Source organism: Marichromatium purpuratum 984, from assembly GCF_000224005.2.
GTDB lineage: Bacteria > Pseudomonadota > Gammaproteobacteria > Chromatiales > Chromatiaceae > Marichromatium > Marichromatium purpuratum.
The window spans coordinates 1,605,411-1,621,726 of sequence record NZ_CP007031.1; the positions used below are offsets into that span (position 1 = coordinate 1,605,411).

A 16,316-nucleotide genomic window follows, 5' to 3' on the forward strand; every position below is an offset into this window, starting at 1 on the left:
TCGTCGTCTTGCGATTGGGTGTCCTTGGCCATCATTCCTCCCGAAGGTGCTTGAGGTCGCGTTCGAGGATGCGTCTGGACCAGGCGATGATCGGGATCAGCGCCGGGTTGTGGGCATAGGGATCGGTGAGTTGCGCGAACAGGGGGTGGCAGTCCTGCGCCAGCCGATCGATGTAGCGCAGCCGCGCGTTGCGCCAGTCGGTGAAGGTGGCCGGGTCGGCGAGGATGTCGAGGATCATCGGCTCGGTGCGGCTGTAGAAGCGCTGCTCGGCGATCGAGGGCAGGGCGGGGTTGCCGAGTCCGGGCAGCTCCCTGTGGTGGCTGCCCTTCTTCTGCTTGCCCTGCGCGGCGAAGCGGAGCGCATTCTGTAGTGCGCCCTTCGCCCGCAGCCCGAGCTCGACCAACTGGTGCAGCCGGGTGTCGACCGCGTTCCACCCGGCGCCCAGGGTGATCAGTTCGTGTCGCCGCTCCAGCACCGACGCCTGCTTGTTGCGATAGCCGCCGACGAGTAGGCGCAAGGGTGCATCCTCCTCCAGCGCGCCGAACTGGGTGACGGTGAGCGGCGGGCGCGCGCCCTCGCCCTTGGCCGATTGCCGCGCGATCGCCAGCTCGCTCAGTCGGGTCCAGGCTGGTGCGGTGGTAGTGAAGGAGGTGAACCGCTGCTCCAGCTTGCCCGCCTTCGCGCGGGTCTCGACGGCGCCGTGCGGGTGCGGCCACAGCCCGTCGACGGTGAACTTGAACTTCTCCTTGCGGAAGCCGAGATAACGCGGCCCAGCGTCGATGCCGAGTAGGTCGCAGGGACCGGGTTCGGTCGCGACCAGCTCGACGTGTGCCGGTTGCCAGAGCAGCCCGCGCACCACCCCGATCTGGTTCCACTGGATGGTCGACTGCGCGGTGATCGGCTCGACCCAGGTCGGGCGATCGCGGGCGTGGTCCGGTTGCCAGCTGGGCAGCAGCCGCTGCAGCCGCGGCCGGGTGAGCACGTTGGACCAGACCTGGAGGCGCAGATCGGCGGCATCGACCAGCACGGTGATCGGCGCCCCGCCGCGCAGGCTGCCCTGGAAGCCGCCGCCGAAGCTGGGGCAGTTTGACGCTTGGTGGAACAGGGCGATGGCTGCGATCGGTGCGCTGAGCGCCCGAACCTCGCCGGGGGCGTTGAAGAAGGCGTGGTTGTTGCCCTCGGGCAGCCCGATCAACAGCTTCTGGATCGGCGTGACCTCCTTGGCGCTGACCCCACGGGTCTGCATGAAGGGCTGGGTCGGGTGGTCGAGCTGGAACCAGTCGAGGACCTCGGCAATGGCGTGCTCGAACGCGGCGGGGTCGAGCGGTTGGTCGAGCTGTTCGAACAGGGCCTCGTCGTCCTCGGGCGTGAACAGCGCCTGGGTCAGGCACACCAGCAGTTGCAGCGCGGCCAGCTCCAGGTCGTCGCGCGGCAGGCTCAGCCGCCACGCGCCCGGTTCGCAGAGGAGTTCGCGGTAGGTGAGGAGACGGAAGTCGCCGGTGCCGTGGTGGTCGCGTACCGGGATCCAGGGGGATTGGAGCAGGTCCATGCGTCAACTCTCCGTGACAGTGTCCGGGGCGATCGCGGACGCTGGGTGTCGACGCCGCCATCTCCTGGCATGCTCGGGCCATCGTCCTTGATCTCGCTTCTGACGCGAAGGTAATCGCCCCGTGCTAAAAGGTCAACGAAGCGTTTTACTGTTTTATCTTGCAGGCTCAAGGCGGAGACTTTGGGATCTGTCTCGCTCGCTACGTTTGTCGTGTCGTCGACGAAGCGTTTATGGTGGGCCGGTTCCCTCGTCTGTGAGGGATGATCCGCGTTTCACTGTGTGAGCCGCGAAGTGCGCGGATGGGTTCCCCGCATCAGCGGGGATGGCGGGGTAACGGGCGCTCCCCGCGCCCGTTCTTGGCGGTGGGCTTCAGTCCAGGGGCTGGCGCGAGAGTCCGAGCCGGGTGTCGTAGATCAGCCCGCTTTGTGGGCAGCGCCAGCGGCCAGGGCCGATCGTCTCCATGTGGAGCGGGACCAGGCCGTGCTCGTCGCACGGGCAGTCGGCCAGCGTCGTTTTCTTCCAGCTGCTCGGCGCCGGGCAGGTGTTCAGCAGTCGCGCTTCCTCCCACGCCGGATCGGTGGCGGCGGGCAGGGGCTCGCCTTCGAGCGTGTGCCCGGTGTGATCGAGCAATAGCACGTCGACACCCAGTTCGCCGTCGCGGGTGAGGGCGCGGGCCGGCTCGTCGTTGTCGCGGAATTGGGTCTGGTTGAGCCGTGTCAGTTGGATCGCCTTGTCGTTCGCGGCACGCTGCGCGTCGCGCCAGCCACAGTGGCAGCCATAGATGGCGTCCGGTTCGTCGTCCTGGGCCTGGTCGTCATAGACCGTCTCGATCCAGTCGCGATAGGCCGCGGGAAAGCGCGCCTCGCTCCGCTCGCGGATCAGCCGCTCGGTGCGCCACAGCAGCCGGGCATCGCCGTAGATCAGTTGATGCAGCCCATAGTCTTCGGTGCCCTCGGGCGGCGCGAGCACGTTGCATCGAGGGGTCTCGAAACCTTTCGGTCTGGCGCGCGGGTGTCGATGCAGGCGACCGATGCGCTGGAACAGCAGGTCGACCGGGCAGAGTTGGGTGATCAGCCAATCGAGGTCGAGGTCGAGGCTCTGCTCGATCACCTGAGTGGCGACGAGGATGCGCCCGCCGTCCTCGGCGGCGTCGCGACCATAGCGCTCGAGTACCCGCTGCTCGATGTCCTGGCGATCGCGCCGACGCAACCGGGCGTGGAACAGATCGACCGGCACCGCGTCCCGATCGCGCAGTTGCTGCGCGAGCCACTGGGCATCGTCGACCAGGTTCATCACCACTCCGACCCGTGCGCCTTGGCGCGCGGCCTCGATCAGCGCCTCGATCCCCGCTGTGTCGGGGCGCAGCCTGGGGTCGCGCCAGAGTTCGAGGGCGACGGTGCGGCCTGGGGGCTGTTCGGTCTCCGGCAGGCAGTCGGGTGTCGTTCGGTCGTCGCGCCACAGCGCGGGATAGACGGCGGGCGTCGTCGTGGCCGTCGCCGGCGTGTCGCGCCAGGTGTCGAGCAGGCGCTCGCGGATTCGGCTCGGCAGTGTCGCCGAGAGCAGGATGGCGCTGCCGCCGGTGGCGCGCTGGCGGCGCAACACCTCGTCGAGCAGTCCCTGCATGTAGGCGTCGTAGGCGTGGATCTCGTCGACGATCAGCACCGCGCGGTGCAGACCGAAGGCGCGGATGAAGTTGTGCCGCACCGGTAGCACCGAGAGCAGTACTTGGTCGATGGTGCAGACCCCGAGCTGACCGAGGAAGACCCGCTTGCGGCTGCTGGCGAGCCAGTGCGCGCACTGTACGCTGGCCGGGGGCTGGGTGTCGGCGGCGCTGTGCGTGCCGCGCTCGACGAGTGTGCGGAACCGGGCGTTGAGGTCTCTGTGGCCATGGGCGAGCACCAGGTTGGCGTCATCGAAGGCGTGGCGGGCGAAGTCCGCGCAGCGCCCGAGCATGGCGTTGGCGGTGGCCTGGGTGGGCAGGGCGAAGACGATGGTCTCGGCCTCGCCCGCGGCAAGGAGCTGCCAGGCCAGCGCCAGGGCCGCCTCGGTCTTGCCGCTGCCGGTCGGGGCCTCGATCAGCGTCAGGCCGGGGCGCGCCGCATGTGATGCGTCGATCAGGGTCTGTACGCCGCGCGGGCGCTCGCCGTTGCGCAGCAGGGCGGTGAGCCCCGGATAGGGCCGCGACGCGCCGAGCAGGCCGAGCCGGTGCAGGAGCCCGGTGTCGCGGATGTGCTGGCGGCGGCATCGCCAATAGTCCGCGGCGGGCTCGCCCGGCGTGCGATAGGGGAAGTGGGCGCTGTCCGAGCCGATCCAGTCACACAGGCTGCAGAAGCCGGCGAGCAGGGCGCGGGCGCTGTCATCACAGGGTGGCGGCGAGTCGTCCGCGGTGATGCCCTGTTGTTCAAGGAAGAGGCTGGCCGCACGTGCCAGCCAATCGCGGCGGGCGGCGTGATCCTGGGCCTCGATGTCGGGGTCGGCGTAGCCGTCGAGGAGGGTCTTGGTGTCGTTGAGTCTGGGGTGCTCGTCGTCGAAGACCTCGCCGTGATGACCGGTGACGGCGCCGAGCCAGTCGCGCCAGTGAGGACAGCCCCGGCGGCGGCCCGGCACGGTCCGGGCGAGTTTGCGCCCGAGCGCATAGCCGACGAGTCCGTGGTCGAACCTGCCGCAGCCGCTGGCCGGGCGCGCGGCGAGCGTCGGCCAGCTCAGGGGGAGGACGTCGGGTGCCTTGCACTGGAAGCAGGCGTGGAGCTTGCCGAGATCGTGCAGGGCGATGAAGTAGAGCACCCAGGCGTGGCGGCGCGCCGGGTCGGGCTCATCGGCAAAGGCCGTCGCGAAGGCCGCCTGGGTGCGCGGTGAGGCCGCCCACAGCTCGGCGGCGACCGCACAGACGTCGAGCGCGTGATGGACGAAGGGGTGCCAGGGCGGGTCGTGCTCGGCGGTGGTGTCGGCCTTGGCCCAGTAGTGGTTGAGTGTCGTCGTCTCCATGATGCTGCCTCCTCGCGTGGCCATGTGGGCGTGGCGTCGTTGCCGGTGCGTGCGATCATGGCGCAGGCGCGCGGCGCGGGCCAGGTGGGGTGTCGAGAGGCTGTGGAGGGGCAGAGCGAGATGGCGTGGTTGTCGATCCTGGTGCTGGTGACCTGGGCCAATGGCGCGCCGGTGGTGGCGCGGCTGGTGTTCGGGCGGCGGGGTTGTCGGGCGCTCGATGGTGGCGCGCGCTGGCGCGACGGGCGGGCGCTGCTCGGGCCGTCGAAGACCTGGCGCGGGGTGGGGACGGCGCTGGCGAGTACGCCCGTGGTGGCCTGGGCGCTGGGGGTCTCCCCCTTGCTCGGGCTGGGGGTGGCCGCAGCGGCGATGACCGGGGATCTGGCGACGAGCTTTCTCAAGCGTCGGCTGGGAGATCGGTCGAGCGCGGCGCGACCGGGGCTCGATCAGTTCGCCGAGGCGTTGTTGCCGACGCTGCTCGCGGTGGCGGTGCTCGGCGGTGGCTGGACGACGGTGGCGGCGGTGCTCGTCGGTTTCACCCTGATCGATCTGGCGCTGACCCCGCTGATCGCGCGGTTGTGGCGGCGCTGGCGACGCTGAGCCGGTGGCTCAGTCGGGCTGGAGGGTGTGGATGGTGATCTCGGGCGGGCAGTTGAGCCGGGCGTTGACCACCGAGGTGCCGGCACCGGTCGAGGTGTAGCCGACGAGCGCGCCGTAGCGCCAGGGGCCGGCGGCGAGCCGGCGCGGGCAGTGCGCGTCCCAGATCAGCGGGATGCCGCCGGGCAGACAGATCTGGCCGCCGTGGGTGTGACCGCTGAGCATCGCGGCGAAGCCGGCGTGGGCGGCCTGGCGGTAGATCTCCGGGGTGTGGGAGAGGAGGATCGCAGTCTCGTCCTCGGGGATCGCGCCGGCGACCTTGTCGAGGTTGTGGAGCTGGTAGTAGTGGGCGTCGTCGACCCCGGCGAGGTGCAGCCGCGCGCCGTCGCGCTCGAGGGTGACGGTCTCGTTGAGCAGGAAGCGGATGCCCAGGCACTCGAGTTCGGGCACCAGGCGCAGGCTGTCGTGGTTGCCGAGCACGGCGTAGACCGGTCCGTGCAGGGCGTCGCGGATCTCGCTCATGCCCTCGATCACCGCCGCGATCGGGCCGAAGGTGCGGGCGCGGTAGTCGCCGGTGAGGACGCAGAGATCGTAGTCGAGCCGACGCACGGCGGCGGCGATGGCGCGGGTGTTCTCTGCGGCCATGTCGACGTGCAGGTCGGTGAGGTGGAGGATGCGCATCCCGTGGAAAACGGGGGGCAGTCGGCGCAGCGCCAGCGGGTGCTCGACGAGGCGGTGACGATGGGCGTTGCGCCGGGCGCGACCGTAGAGCCCGCTCAGACGCAGGCAGTGACGGATGGCGCCGTGCACCGAGTACCAGTTCTCGGGATAGAAGAAGTGGGCGCCGGGGCGGTTGAGCACGAACACCTCATGATCGCGCTCGAGCCCCAGGCGCTGGCGCAGATGGGTGCGCCCGAGCCGCGCGCGCAGCCCGTCGAGCGGCGTCTCGGCGGTGCTCGCCGGGGGTGGGGCTTGGACGGTGCTGGGGGCGGCGCTTGGCATCGCGGTCTCAGAACGGGTTGAGATGGGCCTTGCGGGTGAAGTCCATGTAACCGGCGCTCACCCCCTGGCGCCAGCCGGCGCCGAAGCGGATCGGCGCGAGCACGGTGTCGCCCGACTGCAGATAGTTCACCCCGACCCCGCCGACGAAGTAGAGGCTGCCCTCGGCGCCGGGATAGCGCTGGAACAGCGCGTCGGGGGTCGCCAGCCGGTAGACCAGCACGAACACCTTGGCGGCGTTGGCACCGATGTCGAAGCCGATCGAGGGCCCCTGCCAGTAGACCGGACGGGTGTAGCCGTCTTTCATGTACAGCCGTCCCTTGCCGTAGCGCACCCCGACCCCGAGCGCGGCGCCGACCTCCTCGCCGGTGATATAGCCGTTGGGCTCACCCTGTTCGCGAAAGACCTTGCGCACCACGGTGCCGAGGTTCTCGGCGCCGTCGCCGAAGAAGGTCTCGAGGCTGTCGAGGATCTCCTGCTGGCGATAGGTTTGCTCGACGGCTGGCGCGAGTGCCGGGGCGAGGGCGAGGAGCAGGCAGAGGACGAGTCGAGGGGACAGGGCGGACATGATGATCAACGGGCTCCCGTGATGACGATGTGGTCGCTGCCCCTCCATTCTGGGTCAATTCCCGCCGGATTGGTATGGCGCGGGCTGATCCCGCGGAGTAAATCGGGTTTTGCTTGCCTTTTCTGGATGTGCACTAATACTTGAGTGCGAAGGTAGGAAATTGGCCGTATCGTCCCGGCACGGAAGCCGACGGCTTGTGCCTGACCATCATGTTTCATTCAGTTATGCCCAGAGGATTCGCGCCATGAGCAATGCAAGCACCTCTTCGATCAGCCCCGTGACCGGAATCCTGATGCTGTCGATTGCGTTGGGCCCCCTGGCCGCGCTCTCGCTCGGCAGCCGCTATGCCGACGAGGAGACGTTCGAGCGGGCCCGGGCAGGGTTGCAGAACGCGACGCCGACCGATCGTTTCGCCCACTACGACAGCCTGCGCGATCCCTCCTATGGCGCCGCCAAGTCGATCACCGACATCACCCAGGGCTCGGGCCTGTTCAGTGAGTTGCAGGCGGCGATCGAGGCTGCCGGCGCCGAGGCGATGCTCTCCGAGGGGGGGCCCTACACGGTGTTCGCGCCGAGCAACGAGGCCTTCTCGCGCATCCCCGCCGAGCAGCTCCAGGCGCTGCTCTCGGACAAGGAACGGCTCAATCAGGTGATCGCCGCGCATGTGGTGCCGGGGCGCCTGAGCCCGACCGAGCTGATGCAGCTCGAGAGCGCGCCGACGCTTTCGGGTGATCGCGTCGCGATCAGCGTGCCGGGGATGATCAAGGTCGGGGATGCGACCATCTCGCAGTCGATCGCCGCGCGTAACGGTGTGGTGCACGTGATCGACCGCGTGCTGCTCTGATCCGTCCCGTCGCCGCCCACCGAGCTGGGCGATCCTTCCAGCAATCCCGACGGCGGGGTCGCGGCCATCTGGTCGCGGCCCCGTCGTCGTTTCAGACCTCCAGGATCGTTTGTTCCGGCAGATCGATGTAACCGGCTTGAAGTAGCGGCTCGATGCTGGCGCCCGGCAGCGGGCGGCTGTAGAGATAGCCCTGGGCGATGTGACAGCCGTGCTGGAGCAGAAAATTGCGTTGCAGCCGGGTCTCCACGCCCTCGGCGATGCCCTCGAGGCCGAGGCTGTTGCCGAGTCCGATGATCGCCTTGACGATCGCCGCGGCCTGATCGTGACGGGCGCTCTCGGCGCCGATGTCGGCGAGGAAGGAGCGATCGATCTTCAGCGCGTTGACCGGCAGGCGGTTGAGATAGTTGAGCGAGGCATAGCCGGTGCCGAAGTCGTCGATCGCAATCGAGAAACCACGCTCGCGCAACCCGGCGAGGATGTCGACGGCGCGGTCGATCGAGCGCATGGTGGCGCTCTCGGTGATCTCGAACTCGAGCAGCTCGGGTGGGATGTCGAACTCGTTGGCGATGCCGTCGATACGCTCGGTGAGCGCGTCTTGATAAAGCTCGTTGGCCGAGAGGTTCACCGCCACCGGTACCGGCGCGATCCCGGCCTCGCGCCAGCGCGCGAGCTGGCCGCAGGCCTGGCGCAATACCAGCGGGCCGATCTGCAGGATCAGCCCGGTGGCCTCGGCCACCGGGATGAAGCGCCCCGGCGCGATCCAGCCGTGGCGTGGGTGGTTCCAGCGCACCAGTGCCTCGAGGCTGAGGATGCGTCCATCGCGCATGTCGACCCTGGGCTGGAAGTGAAGCGAGAGCTGCTTGCGCTCGAGCCCGTGACGCAGATCCTGCTCGAGCTGGAACTGCTGGTGCATCTGTTCGTTGAGCGCCGGGGTGAAGAAACGATAGGCGCCGCGTCCCTCGGCCTTGGCGGTGTGCAGCGCGGCGTCGGCGTGGCTGATCAGCGCATCGGTGCTGCGGGCGTCATCGGGGTGCAGGGCGATGCCGATCGAGGCGCTGATCAGCAGCGAGTGGCCGTCGATGACGAAGGGCGTGGTCAGTGCCTGCTGGATGCGCTCGGCGAGTTCTCCCGAGGCCTGCACCGAGCGATTGCGGGTGGCCAGCCAGATGAAGTTGTCACCGCCGAAGCGCGCGAGGGTGTCGTCGCTGCCGAGCACTCCGAGCAGCCGCTGGGCGACCTCGCGCAGCACCTGGTCGCCGAGGCGATGGCCGAGCGAGTCGTTGACCTGCTTGAGGTTGTCGAGATCGATCGAGAGCAGCGCGACCCCCAGCCGTCGCTTGGTGGCGATGTGCAGCGCCTGCTCGATACGCTGGCGCATCAGTGCGCGGTTGGGCAGACCGGTGAGGGGGTCGTAGTGGGAGACGAAGGCCAGCTGTTTCTCGTCGCTGATGTTGACCAGTCCGCCGTAGTGACGGCGCGCGCCGGGGCGCGTCGGGTCGGCGCGGCACTCGGTGGTGGCGCGCACCCAGCGCAGCGTGCCGTCGCGATGGCGTAGCCGCAGCTCGCAGGTGGAACTGGTGCCGACGGCCAGCTCGAGGATGCGCGAGACGAACAACTCCTGATCGTCCTCGATCACCATGAAACGCCAGGTGCCGTGGGCGCGGACCTCCTCGACGCTGTAACCGCTGAGCGTGGTGATCGACTCGGTCATCCATTCGAGCCTGGGGCTGTTGTCCGCCGCGCGCAGCACCGAGTAGGCGACGTCCGTCACCACCGAGGCGACCTGACGATAGCGGGTCTCGCTGGCGCACAGCTCGCGCTGGGCGTGCTGGCGCACGCGCAGGTTGGAGAGGGTCTCGGCGATCAGCTGCAGCGTCTGCGCCTCGTCGCTGTTCCAGACCCGTGGCGCGAGACACTCCAGCTCGAGCAGCGCCGGGCGCTGGTCGGCGTCGAGCAGTGGCGCGACCAGCAGCGCGCCAATGCCGCGGTGTTCGAGCAGCTGACGCTCGAGTTCCATCCCGAGTGCCTGGTGTTCGCGCGAGGGCAGGCTGACCGGGCGTCGCGCCTGGTGCTCGGCGACGAAGTCGAGGGGCAGCGGCGTGGGGTGGAGCCGTGGCGCGGCGGCGATGCCGGTGTCGCGCCACTGCTGGGCGCACCGCGCGCGGGAGCCGTCCTCGGCAGCGTCCTCGAGATGCGAGAGCAGACAGCGATCGACCTCGAAGAAGTGGCCGATACGTTCGAGCGCCTGGGCGAGGGCACATTCGGGGTGTTCCTGGCGGGGGTCGCTGAACAGCGTCGAGAGTTCGGTGAGCAGTCCCTGCAGGTTGAGCTGGCGACGCAGTGCGTGCTGGGCCTGTTCGCGCTCGGTGACATCGGTCACCAGGCCCTGGAAGTAGAGCACCTGACCATCGGCGGTACGCGCCACGCTGGTGTCCTCCTCGACCCAGTGCAGCGAGCCGTCGGCCCAGATCACCCGATAGATCAGGCTGAAGACCGCGTCGGTGGCGTGGAGATGATCGGTGAAGCCCTCATCGACCCGGGCGCGGTCCTCGGGGTGGATCAGCTCCATGAACTGCAGCTCGCCGCTCTGGATGCGTTCGAGCGGATAGCCCCAGCGGCGTATGTTGTGCGAGGCATAGCTGATCGGCCAGCCGGGCTCGGGACGCCAGCGGAAGGCCACCGTATTGCTGGCGTCGACGACCTCGGCGGCGACCGCCAGGCGGGTGTTGGCGTTGATCAGCGCCTCGCGCTGGGCGATCTGTTCGGTCTGGTCGATGACGCAGCAGATGCACTCGAAGCGGTCGCTCTCGGGGATCGGCAGCCGGATCAGCACCAGCTCGGCGAGCAGCGGACAGGTCTCGCGGCCGCGCAGCGCGATCTCGCCGCAGCTGGCCTTGCCCTCGCGCAGCGCGCGCTGCAGTGCGCTCAGCAGAAAGGGCTGATGCCTGGGGTGGGCGAGCAGTGTGAACAGCTGGCAATCGAGTTTGAGCAGGCGCGAGGCGGCGCTGTTGTGATCGCCGATGTGTCCGTTCTCGGTGATCTGCAGCACCGCGACGGGCAGCTCGTAGTAGAGCCGGGTGAAGCGGGTGCGGGCGATCTCGCTGAGGTGCTGGCTCTCGCGCAGCGCCTGTTGCTGGAGTTCGAGTTCGGCGTGGTAGATATGCAACTCTTCGAGGAGCTGCTCGAGCCCGACGCCGCCGTGATGGAGTTCGCTCAGCGCCGGGGTGATGCGGCCATCGCGCAGGATCTGACGGGCGCGTTCGCGCAACTGCACGTTGCTGGTGGTGGCGTCCTTGGGCGTCATCCGGGTCTCCGCGCGGTTGGGACCTGTCGCGTGCGGGCACGGTGGCAGTGCCGCCATGTCCGTGAGGCACCGTGGTGCCTGGGGTCGCGTTCTTCGGTGGCCTCGGGGCGGCCTCGCTCCAGGAGCAATAGCGCCATCTCTGTTGCTTCCTCCGCTGCCCACTCGGGCATGGCGACGATGGTGTCGCGATCCATCCCTGTTGCCGCTGCCACAGTCCCGGTGATCCGATCCGTTCAGCCGCGATCGTGCCAAGGGTCGAGCACCATCACCGGTGCGTCCTTCCAGGCCAGTGCCCGCAGCCACGGCAGCCGGCTGCAGGCCGCCAGCAGCGGCGGCAGTGGATGCAGCTCACCGGCCTGTACCCGGTACAGCGATATCGGCTCGTCGACACGGACCCGGAGCGCTCCCTCGGGGTGGGCGAGGAGCAGCTGGCGCTGGTGTTGCGCTGGGGGTTCGTCCAGCGCCGAGGACAGTCGCAGCAGCTCGGTGATATGGGGTGCGCGGGCGCTGTCGGCCAGCTCCAGGGCGAGGATCCGACGGCGTTCCAGGGCAAAGCCCAGCCGATTGGCGTGAAACCATAACAGATCGATCCCCTGGGGCGTAGTCATCCTCTGTGTTTTTTGGTTTTCCATGCGCTTAGGCCGACTCCTTCATGAAGTCGATGAATAAGCGTTCGAGATCGAGCAGCGCGACCGTGTGCGCCTTGGCGGTGAACACCCCGGTGGTCACCCGGGCGAGCATCGAGGGCAGTGTCGGCGGGGGCTCGAGGATGTCGTGCCCGGCGATGTCGACGACATCGACCACACGCTCGACCCGCAGTCCACTGGTGATCTCACGCGCGCTGGCGAGCAGGATCGCCCCGCGTGTGACCGGTGTCGGGGCGGGGCGCCCGAGCAAGGTCGCCAGACAGAGCACCGAGGTGATCTCGCCGCGCACCGAGATCACCCCCTCGAGCGCCGGCGGGCAGCCGGGCACCGGATGGATCGGCACCAGTGGCAGGATCTCGCCGATGCGCGCGCCGGGCAGGGCGAAGCGCTGCTCGCCGAGCGCGAACACCACCAGTTTGACCAGATCCTGCGACTCGCTGTCGGATGTCGGGCCGCTGTCCTCGGGGCGGGCGGCGAGCAGTGCGCCGAGTGGGTCGTCGTGCTGGGTCAAGGTTTCGGCTCCGTGGCGACGGTGGCGCACTCGATGCGGTTGCGACCGCGACGCTTGGCCTGATAGAGGGCGCGGTCGGCTGCATCCTGCAGGGTGTCGGTGTCGGTGAAATCGGGGAAGGCGGCGAGTCCGGCGCTGAAGGTGCTGTGGAACTGCTGGCCGCCCTCGCCGACGAAGGTCACCGCGGCGAAGCTCTGGCGCAGCGCGTCGAGCACCTGCATCGCGCGCTCGGCGCTGGCGCCGATCATCACCACGGCGAACTCCTCACCACCGTAGCGTCCGACCACGTCGGAGTCGCGCATGCGCAGTCGCAGGGTGCGCCCGAGGGCCATCAGCACCTGGTCGCCGACATTGTGACCGTGGCTGTCGTTGACCTGCTTGAAGTGGTCGATGTCGATCATCGTGAAGCTCAGCGGGGTGTTGCCGCGCAGCGCCGCGGCCACCGCGATCTCGAGGAGCTGGAGGATGGTGTTGTGGTTGAACAGCCCGGTGAGGCTGTCGCGCACCATCAGCGAGCGCAGGGTACGCATGCGCTCGGCGCGCAGCCGGATCTCGGCGACCAGCCGCTTGGGCGCGATCGGCTTGGTGAGGAAGCCGTCGGCGCCGGCGGCGAGCGCGCGGAACTGGCGTTCGGCGTCGGTCTCGGAGGAGATGTAGATGATCGGCAGGCCGACGTGCGCCGGCACCTGACGCAGCACCTGGGCAAGCTCCGGGCCCGAGCACTGCGGCATGTAGAGATCGATCAACATCAGATCGGCCTGGAAGGTCTCGAGCTGCCGCAGCACCAGCGCCGGGTCGCTGAGCACCCGGGTGACCATGCCCGCGGCCTCGAGGATCAGCGCATGGTACTGCGCCAGGTCGGGATCATCGTCGACGATGAGGATGTGGAAGGGTTCGACCGGGTTGGTGTCGGTGATCAGGTCGAGGATCTCGACCATCTCCACGGTCTTCACCGGCTTGGTGCAGTAGGCGCTGCCGCCGGCCTGCACGGCATGCAGCCGGGCGCCGAAGTCCTCGCGGTTGGAGATGAAGATGGTCGGCACGCGCTGGCCGGTGAGGCGATTGATCTCGGCGAGCGCCTCGGGTCCGGCGTTGATCCCCTCGGGGAAGACCACGTCGAGGATCACCGCCGCCGGCGGCGCCTCGGCGACCGCGCGGTGGAGCCTGGCCAGCGAGGTGAAGGCGGTCACCCGGTAGCCGAAGCAACCGAGCTGCATCGCCAGCTCGGCGACCACCTCGGGGTCGTCGTCGCAGATATAGATGGAGTGCTCGGCGCGACTGGTGGTGATATCGCGACCGCTGCGGCGCGCCGGCAGCGCGACCTGGGCCGGCGGCTCCTGGGGCAGGCAGGGGGCGCGGTCGATCTCGAGGTGTTCGAGCGCGTCGAGCTGGTGGCTGAGGGTGTCGAGCAGTTCCTCGCCGAGCGCCTCGTAGCCGTCGAGCACCCGACTGAGGTGCTGCTCGGCGTCGCGCGCGGCGGCCATCACCTCGGGGAAGCCGAAGGTCGCCCCCGAGCCCTTGAGGGTGTGGAAGAGCCGGTGGATCTCCTGCAGGTTGAGCCTGTCCGGGGGCTGTGCGGGGTCGAGCCGCGAGACGCGCTCGCGCAGCTCACCGAGGCGGCTCGGCAGCTGGGTGATGAAGGAGGCGCGCAGCCGCGCCTTGCGCGCCTGGAGGTTTGCTGATTGCTGCTGTGTCATGCGCATGGTTGCGGGTGACGACATTGCAGTGATGCTGCTCACAGCCGGGCGACTGTCTGCAGCAGGGCCTCTTCCAGGGTCTCGTCCTTGCAGAGATGAGCGCTGATGCCGGGGTGTTGGTCCGAGGTCGCGCGCAGGTCATCGCCGCTGAGCAGGATGAAGGGGATCGATAGCCCCAGTTGACGGATCTCGCCCTCGAGTTCCAAGCCATCGAGCAGCGGCATGTGCAGATCCGAGATCACGCAGTCGAAGGGGCTGGTGGCGGCCTCGAGCCGCTCGAGTGCAGCGAGGCCGTGCGCGACGATCTCGCAATGGTGTCCGGCCTGCTCGAGGATGGCGGCGGTGAGTTCGCCGGTGAGGGTGTCGTCGTCGACGATCAGGATGTGCATGCGGTGGCGTCCTAGGTGGTTCTTGTGACCGATGGTGCCGGCGAGGGTCATCCGATCAATCCCCGCAGGGTATCGACCAGGCTCGACTGGGCGAAGTCGCCCTTGACGATATAGGCGTTGGCGCCGACCTCGATGCCCCGGCGTCGATCGGCCTCGTCGGCGCGCGAGCTGACGATGACGATGGGGGTGGCGCGATAGTCGCTATTCTCGCGCAGCCGGGCGGTCAGGGAAAAGCCGTCGAGCCCCGGCATCTCGACGTCGCTGACGACGGCGTCGAAGCGCTGTCGCTGCGCCTTGTCCAGTGCCTCGAGTCCGTCCTCTGCGAGGGTGACGCGATAGCCGCTGGACTCGAGCAGGTCGCGCTCGATCTCGCGGGTGTTGAGCGAGTCGTCGACCACCAGCACATGGTGTGCCGCCGCTGGCGCGGCGATCACGCCGCGCACCGGATCATCAGCCTCGAGCCGCGCGGCGGCAAGCAGCAGTGCCGGGGCCTGGAGCACGCTCACCAGGGTCTCGTCGCCGGTGGTGACGATGCCGCCGACCAGCTCACCGACCGGGGCGAGCGCACGCATGTGTGCCGGCAGCGGCTTGATCACCATGTCGCGCTCGTCGACCAGACGATCGACGATCAGCCCGAGCTTGGCGCGCGCGGTGCCGATGACGATGATCAGCGGCGCCGCAGGCGGCGGCGTGCCGGCCCGCCGCTCCAGCCCCAGCAGCGCGCCCAGGGTGACCAGTGGCAGGCAGGTGCCGTCGAGTGTCAGCGTCGGGTGTCCGGCAACCTGCAGGGTGGTGTCGAGTGCGACCCGGATCAGTCGCTCGACATGCTGCGCGGTGAGCGCGAAGACCCGATCGCCGGACTCGAACAGCAGCACCCGCATCAGCGCCAGCGACAGCGGCACCTTGAGCGTCAGCCGGGTGCCCTGGTCGGGCTCGTCGGCGACGGTGATGGTGCCGTGCAGCTCATCGACCACGGTGCGCCGGACCACGTCCATGCCCACCCCGCGCCCCGAGACCTCGGTGATCAGTTCGCTGGTGCTGAAGCCGGGACGGAAGATCAGTTCGGCGACCTGCGCCGGCTCCAGCGTCGTCGCCTGCTCCGGCTCGATCAGCCCCTGGCGCACCGCACGCTCGAGGATGCGCGCGCGATCGAGTCCGCGCCCGTCGTCACGGATGCTGATCGCCACCCCGGCGCCGTCCTTGCGCGCGCTGATCTCGATGCGTCCGAGCGCGGGCTTGCCGGCGGCGCGCCGCGCCTCGGGCGACTCGATGCCGTGGTCGACGGCGTTGCTGAGCAGATGCACCAGGGCATCGCCGAGACGCTCGACGATATGACGATCGAGTTCGATCTCGCCGCCACTGGCGTGACAGTCGACCTGCTTGTCGAGCGCCCGACCCTGCTCGCGGGCGATCCGCGCGATCGGCTCGAACAGGGTCGACAGCGGCAGCATGCGCAGACCCAGGGCGCGATCGCCGAGTTCGCTGGTGAGGCGCTCCTGCTCCTGCGCCAGATCGCGCAGCGCGCGGGTGAAACGCTGCCGACCGGCGGCGTGCTCGGCCAGCGCCGGGTTGTCCTCGAGCAGGCGCGCGAGTTCGACGTCGAGCGCGCGGGCCTCGAGCAGGCGCTGACGATAGCGTCCCTGGGTGGCGATCAGCTCCCCCATCAGTCGGATCAGGCCGTCGAGCTTGTCGAGTCCGACGCGCACCGTCTCGGTCGGGCGCAGGTCGAGCCGCGGCGGCGCGTGTTCGGCGCCAGGCGCGGCGCTCCTCACCATGGCGGCGGGCGCCGCTGGCCCGGGAGCGGCTGTCGGGGCGTGGTCAGCGCTGGGCGCGGCGTGCTCGAGCAGCCGCGCGAGCAGCGCCGGGTCGGGGTGCTCGGGCAGCTGCTCGGGGGTGGTGGCGGCGGCCACCAGGTCGCCGATGGCGTCATGACACTCGAGCAGGGTCGTGGCCAGCTCCGGCGAGGGGGCCAGGTGCCCCTCGCGCAGCGCCCCGAGCACGTCCTCGAGGGCGTGCGCGGTCTCGGCGATCACCCCCAGCTTGAGCATCCGCGCCGAGCCCTTGATGGTGTGGGCGGCGCGGAAGGCGGCGTCGAGTTCATCGCGCCCGAGCGGCTCGTCGCGTGCCATCGCCGAGAGTTGAGCCTCGAGTTCGCCGAGGTGGCCGTGCGACTCGGTGACGAAGCGTTGCAGGAAGCGTTGCAGGTCGATGGCCATGCCCGTGGCGTCC

General features: G+C 69.2%; 12 protein-coding genes. 2 read left to right on the forward strand and 10 right to left on the reverse strand.

All coding sequences use genetic code 11. The features are described 5' to 3' along the window. Positions 1-31: 31 nt before the first annotated feature. Both casA and cas3 read right to left on the reverse strand, forming a co-directional pair. Positions 32-1,549 carry a type I-E CRISPR-associated protein Cse1/CasA gene (gene casA, locus MARPU_RS07290; RefSeq protein ID WP_005223765.1) on the reverse strand — a complete coding sequence of 506 codons (1,518 nt, stop codon included), beginning with the start codon at positions 1,547-1,549 and terminating at the stop codon, positions 32-34. 369 nt (positions 1,550-1,918) lie between these two features. Further along, complete coding sequence (cas3, locus tag MARPU_RS07295) at positions 1,919-4,534, reverse strand: CRISPR-associated helicase/endonuclease Cas3 (RefSeq protein WP_005223764.1); 2,616 nt, start codon at positions 4,532-4,534, stop codon at positions 1,919-1,921. Positions 4,535-4,654: 120 nt separating this feature from the next. On the opposite strand from cas3, the gene MARPU_RS07300 reads away from it, so the two are divergent. Next, positions 4,655-5,131 carry a cytidylyltransferase family protein gene (locus MARPU_RS07300; protein ID WP_005223763.1) on the forward strand — a complete coding sequence of 159 codons (477 nt, stop codon included), beginning with the start codon at positions 4,655-4,657 and terminating at the stop codon, positions 5,129-5,131. Between the two features lie 9 nt (positions 5,132-5,140). Here MARPU_RS07300 and MARPU_RS07305 read toward each other — a convergent pair whose 3' ends face one another. Together MARPU_RS07305 and MARPU_RS07310 are read right to left on the reverse strand one after the other, a co-directional pair. Then, positions 5,141-6,130 carry a metallophosphoesterase gene (locus MARPU_RS07305; protein WP_005223762.1) on the reverse strand — a complete coding sequence of 330 codons (990 nt, stop codon included), beginning with the start codon at positions 6,128-6,130 and terminating at the stop codon, positions 5,141-5,143. A gap of 7 nt (positions 6,131-6,137) precedes the next feature. Further along, a complete protein-coding gene (locus tag MARPU_RS07310; protein ID WP_025275185.1) occupies positions 6,138-6,695 on the reverse strand; it encodes a DUF1134 domain-containing protein in 558 nt (185 codons plus the stop codon). A gap of 244 nt (positions 6,696-6,939) precedes the next feature. Here MARPU_RS07310 and MARPU_RS17080 point away from each other — a divergent pair, with 244 nt between their 5' ends. Continuing rightward, positions 6,940-7,539, forward strand: coding sequence for a fasciclin domain-containing protein (locus tag MARPU_RS17080; protein WP_005223760.1), 600 nt, complete (start codon positions 6,940-6,942; stop codon positions 7,537-7,539). Between the two features lie 91 nt (positions 7,540-7,630). Here MARPU_RS17080 and MARPU_RS07320 read toward each other — a convergent pair whose 3' ends face one another. The 6 genes from MARPU_RS07320 to MARPU_RS07345 all read right to left on the reverse strand — a co-directional run bounded on the left by MARPU_RS07320 (position 7,631) and on the right by MARPU_RS07345 (position 16,303). Continuing rightward, on the reverse strand, positions 7,631-10,843 hold the full coding sequence (locus MARPU_RS07320; RefSeq protein WP_005223759.1) for an EAL domain-containing protein: 3,213 nt from the start codon (positions 10,841-10,843) through the stop codon (positions 7,631-7,633). A gap of 233 nt (positions 10,844-11,076) precedes the next feature. Further along, positions 11,077-11,451: a hypothetical protein gene (locus tag MARPU_RS07325; RefSeq protein ID WP_025275186.1), complete on the reverse strand. Its 375-nt coding sequence runs from the start codon at positions 11,449-11,451 to the stop codon at positions 11,077-11,079. Positions 11,452-11,479: 28 nt separating this feature from the next. Continuing rightward, on the reverse strand, positions 11,480-12,001 hold the full coding sequence (locus MARPU_RS07330) for a chemotaxis protein CheW (RefSeq protein WP_005223757.1): 522 nt from the start codon (positions 11,999-12,001) through the stop codon (positions 11,480-11,482). Beyond that, the gene (locus MARPU_RS07335; protein WP_232229508.1) at positions 11,998-13,722 is read right to left on the reverse strand and encodes a GGDEF domain-containing protein; all 1,725 of its coding nucleotides are present in this window, start codon (positions 13,720-13,722) and stop codon (positions 11,998-12,000) included. The genes MARPU_RS07330 and MARPU_RS07335 overlap by 4 nt, the downstream gene beginning before the upstream one ends. A 14-nt stretch (positions 13,723-13,736) precedes the next feature. Continuing rightward, positions 13,737-14,087: a response regulator gene (locus MARPU_RS07340; protein ID WP_025275188.1), complete on the reverse strand. Its 351-nt coding sequence runs from the start codon at positions 14,085-14,087 to the stop codon at positions 13,737-13,739. Positions 14,088-14,134: 47 nt separating this feature from the next. After that, positions 14,135-16,303, reverse strand: a complete 2,169-nt coding sequence (locus MARPU_RS07345) for a hybrid sensor histidine kinase/response regulator (protein ID WP_005223754.1) — start codon at positions 16,301-16,303, stop codon at positions 14,135-14,137. Positions 16,304-16,316: the final 13 nt, after the last annotated feature.

What these genes read in the sequence shown, in the direction of transcription:
- casA (WP_005223765.1), bottom strand. Translation starts at nt 1,549, where the DNA reads ATGGACCTGCTCCAATCCCCCTGGATCCCGGTACGCGACCACCACGGC.
- cas3 (WP_005223764.1), bottom strand. Translation starts at nt 4,534, where the DNA reads ATGGAGACGACGACACTCAACCACTACTGGGCCAAGGCCGACACCACC.
- MARPU_RS07300 (WP_005223763.1), top strand. Translation starts at nt 4,655, where the DNA reads ATGGCGTGGTTGTCGATCCTGGTGCTGGTGACCTGGGCCAATGGCGCG.
- MARPU_RS07305 (WP_005223762.1), bottom strand. Translation starts at nt 6,130, where the DNA reads ATGCCAAGCGCCGCCCCCAGCACCGTCCAAGCCCCACCCCCGGCGAGC.
- MARPU_RS07310 (WP_025275185.1), bottom strand. Translation starts at nt 6,695, where the DNA reads ATGTCCGCCCTGTCCCCTCGACTCGTCCTCTGCCTGCTCCTCGCCCTC.
- MARPU_RS17080 (WP_005223760.1), top strand. Translation starts at nt 6,940, where the DNA reads ATGAGCAATGCAAGCACCTCTTCGATCAGCCCCGTGACCGGAATCCTG.
- MARPU_RS07320 (WP_005223759.1), bottom strand. Translation starts at nt 10,843, where the DNA reads ATGACGCCCAAGGACGCCACCACCAGCAACGTGCAGTTGCGCGAACGC.
- MARPU_RS07325 (WP_025275186.1), bottom strand. Translation starts at nt 11,451, where the DNA reads ATGACTACGCCCCAGGGGATCGATCTGTTATGGTTTCACGCCAATCGG.
- MARPU_RS07335 (WP_232229508.1), bottom strand. Translation starts at nt 13,722, where the DNA reads ATGTCGTCACCCGCAACCATGCGCATGACACAGCAGCAATCAGCAAAC.
- MARPU_RS07340 (WP_025275188.1), bottom strand. Translation starts at nt 14,087, where the DNA reads ATGCACATCCTGATCGTCGACGACGACACCCTCACCGGCGAACTCACC.
- MARPU_RS07345 (WP_005223754.1), bottom strand. Translation starts at nt 16,303, where the DNA reads ATGGCCATCGACCTGCAACGCTTCCTGCAACGCTTCGTCACCGAGTCG.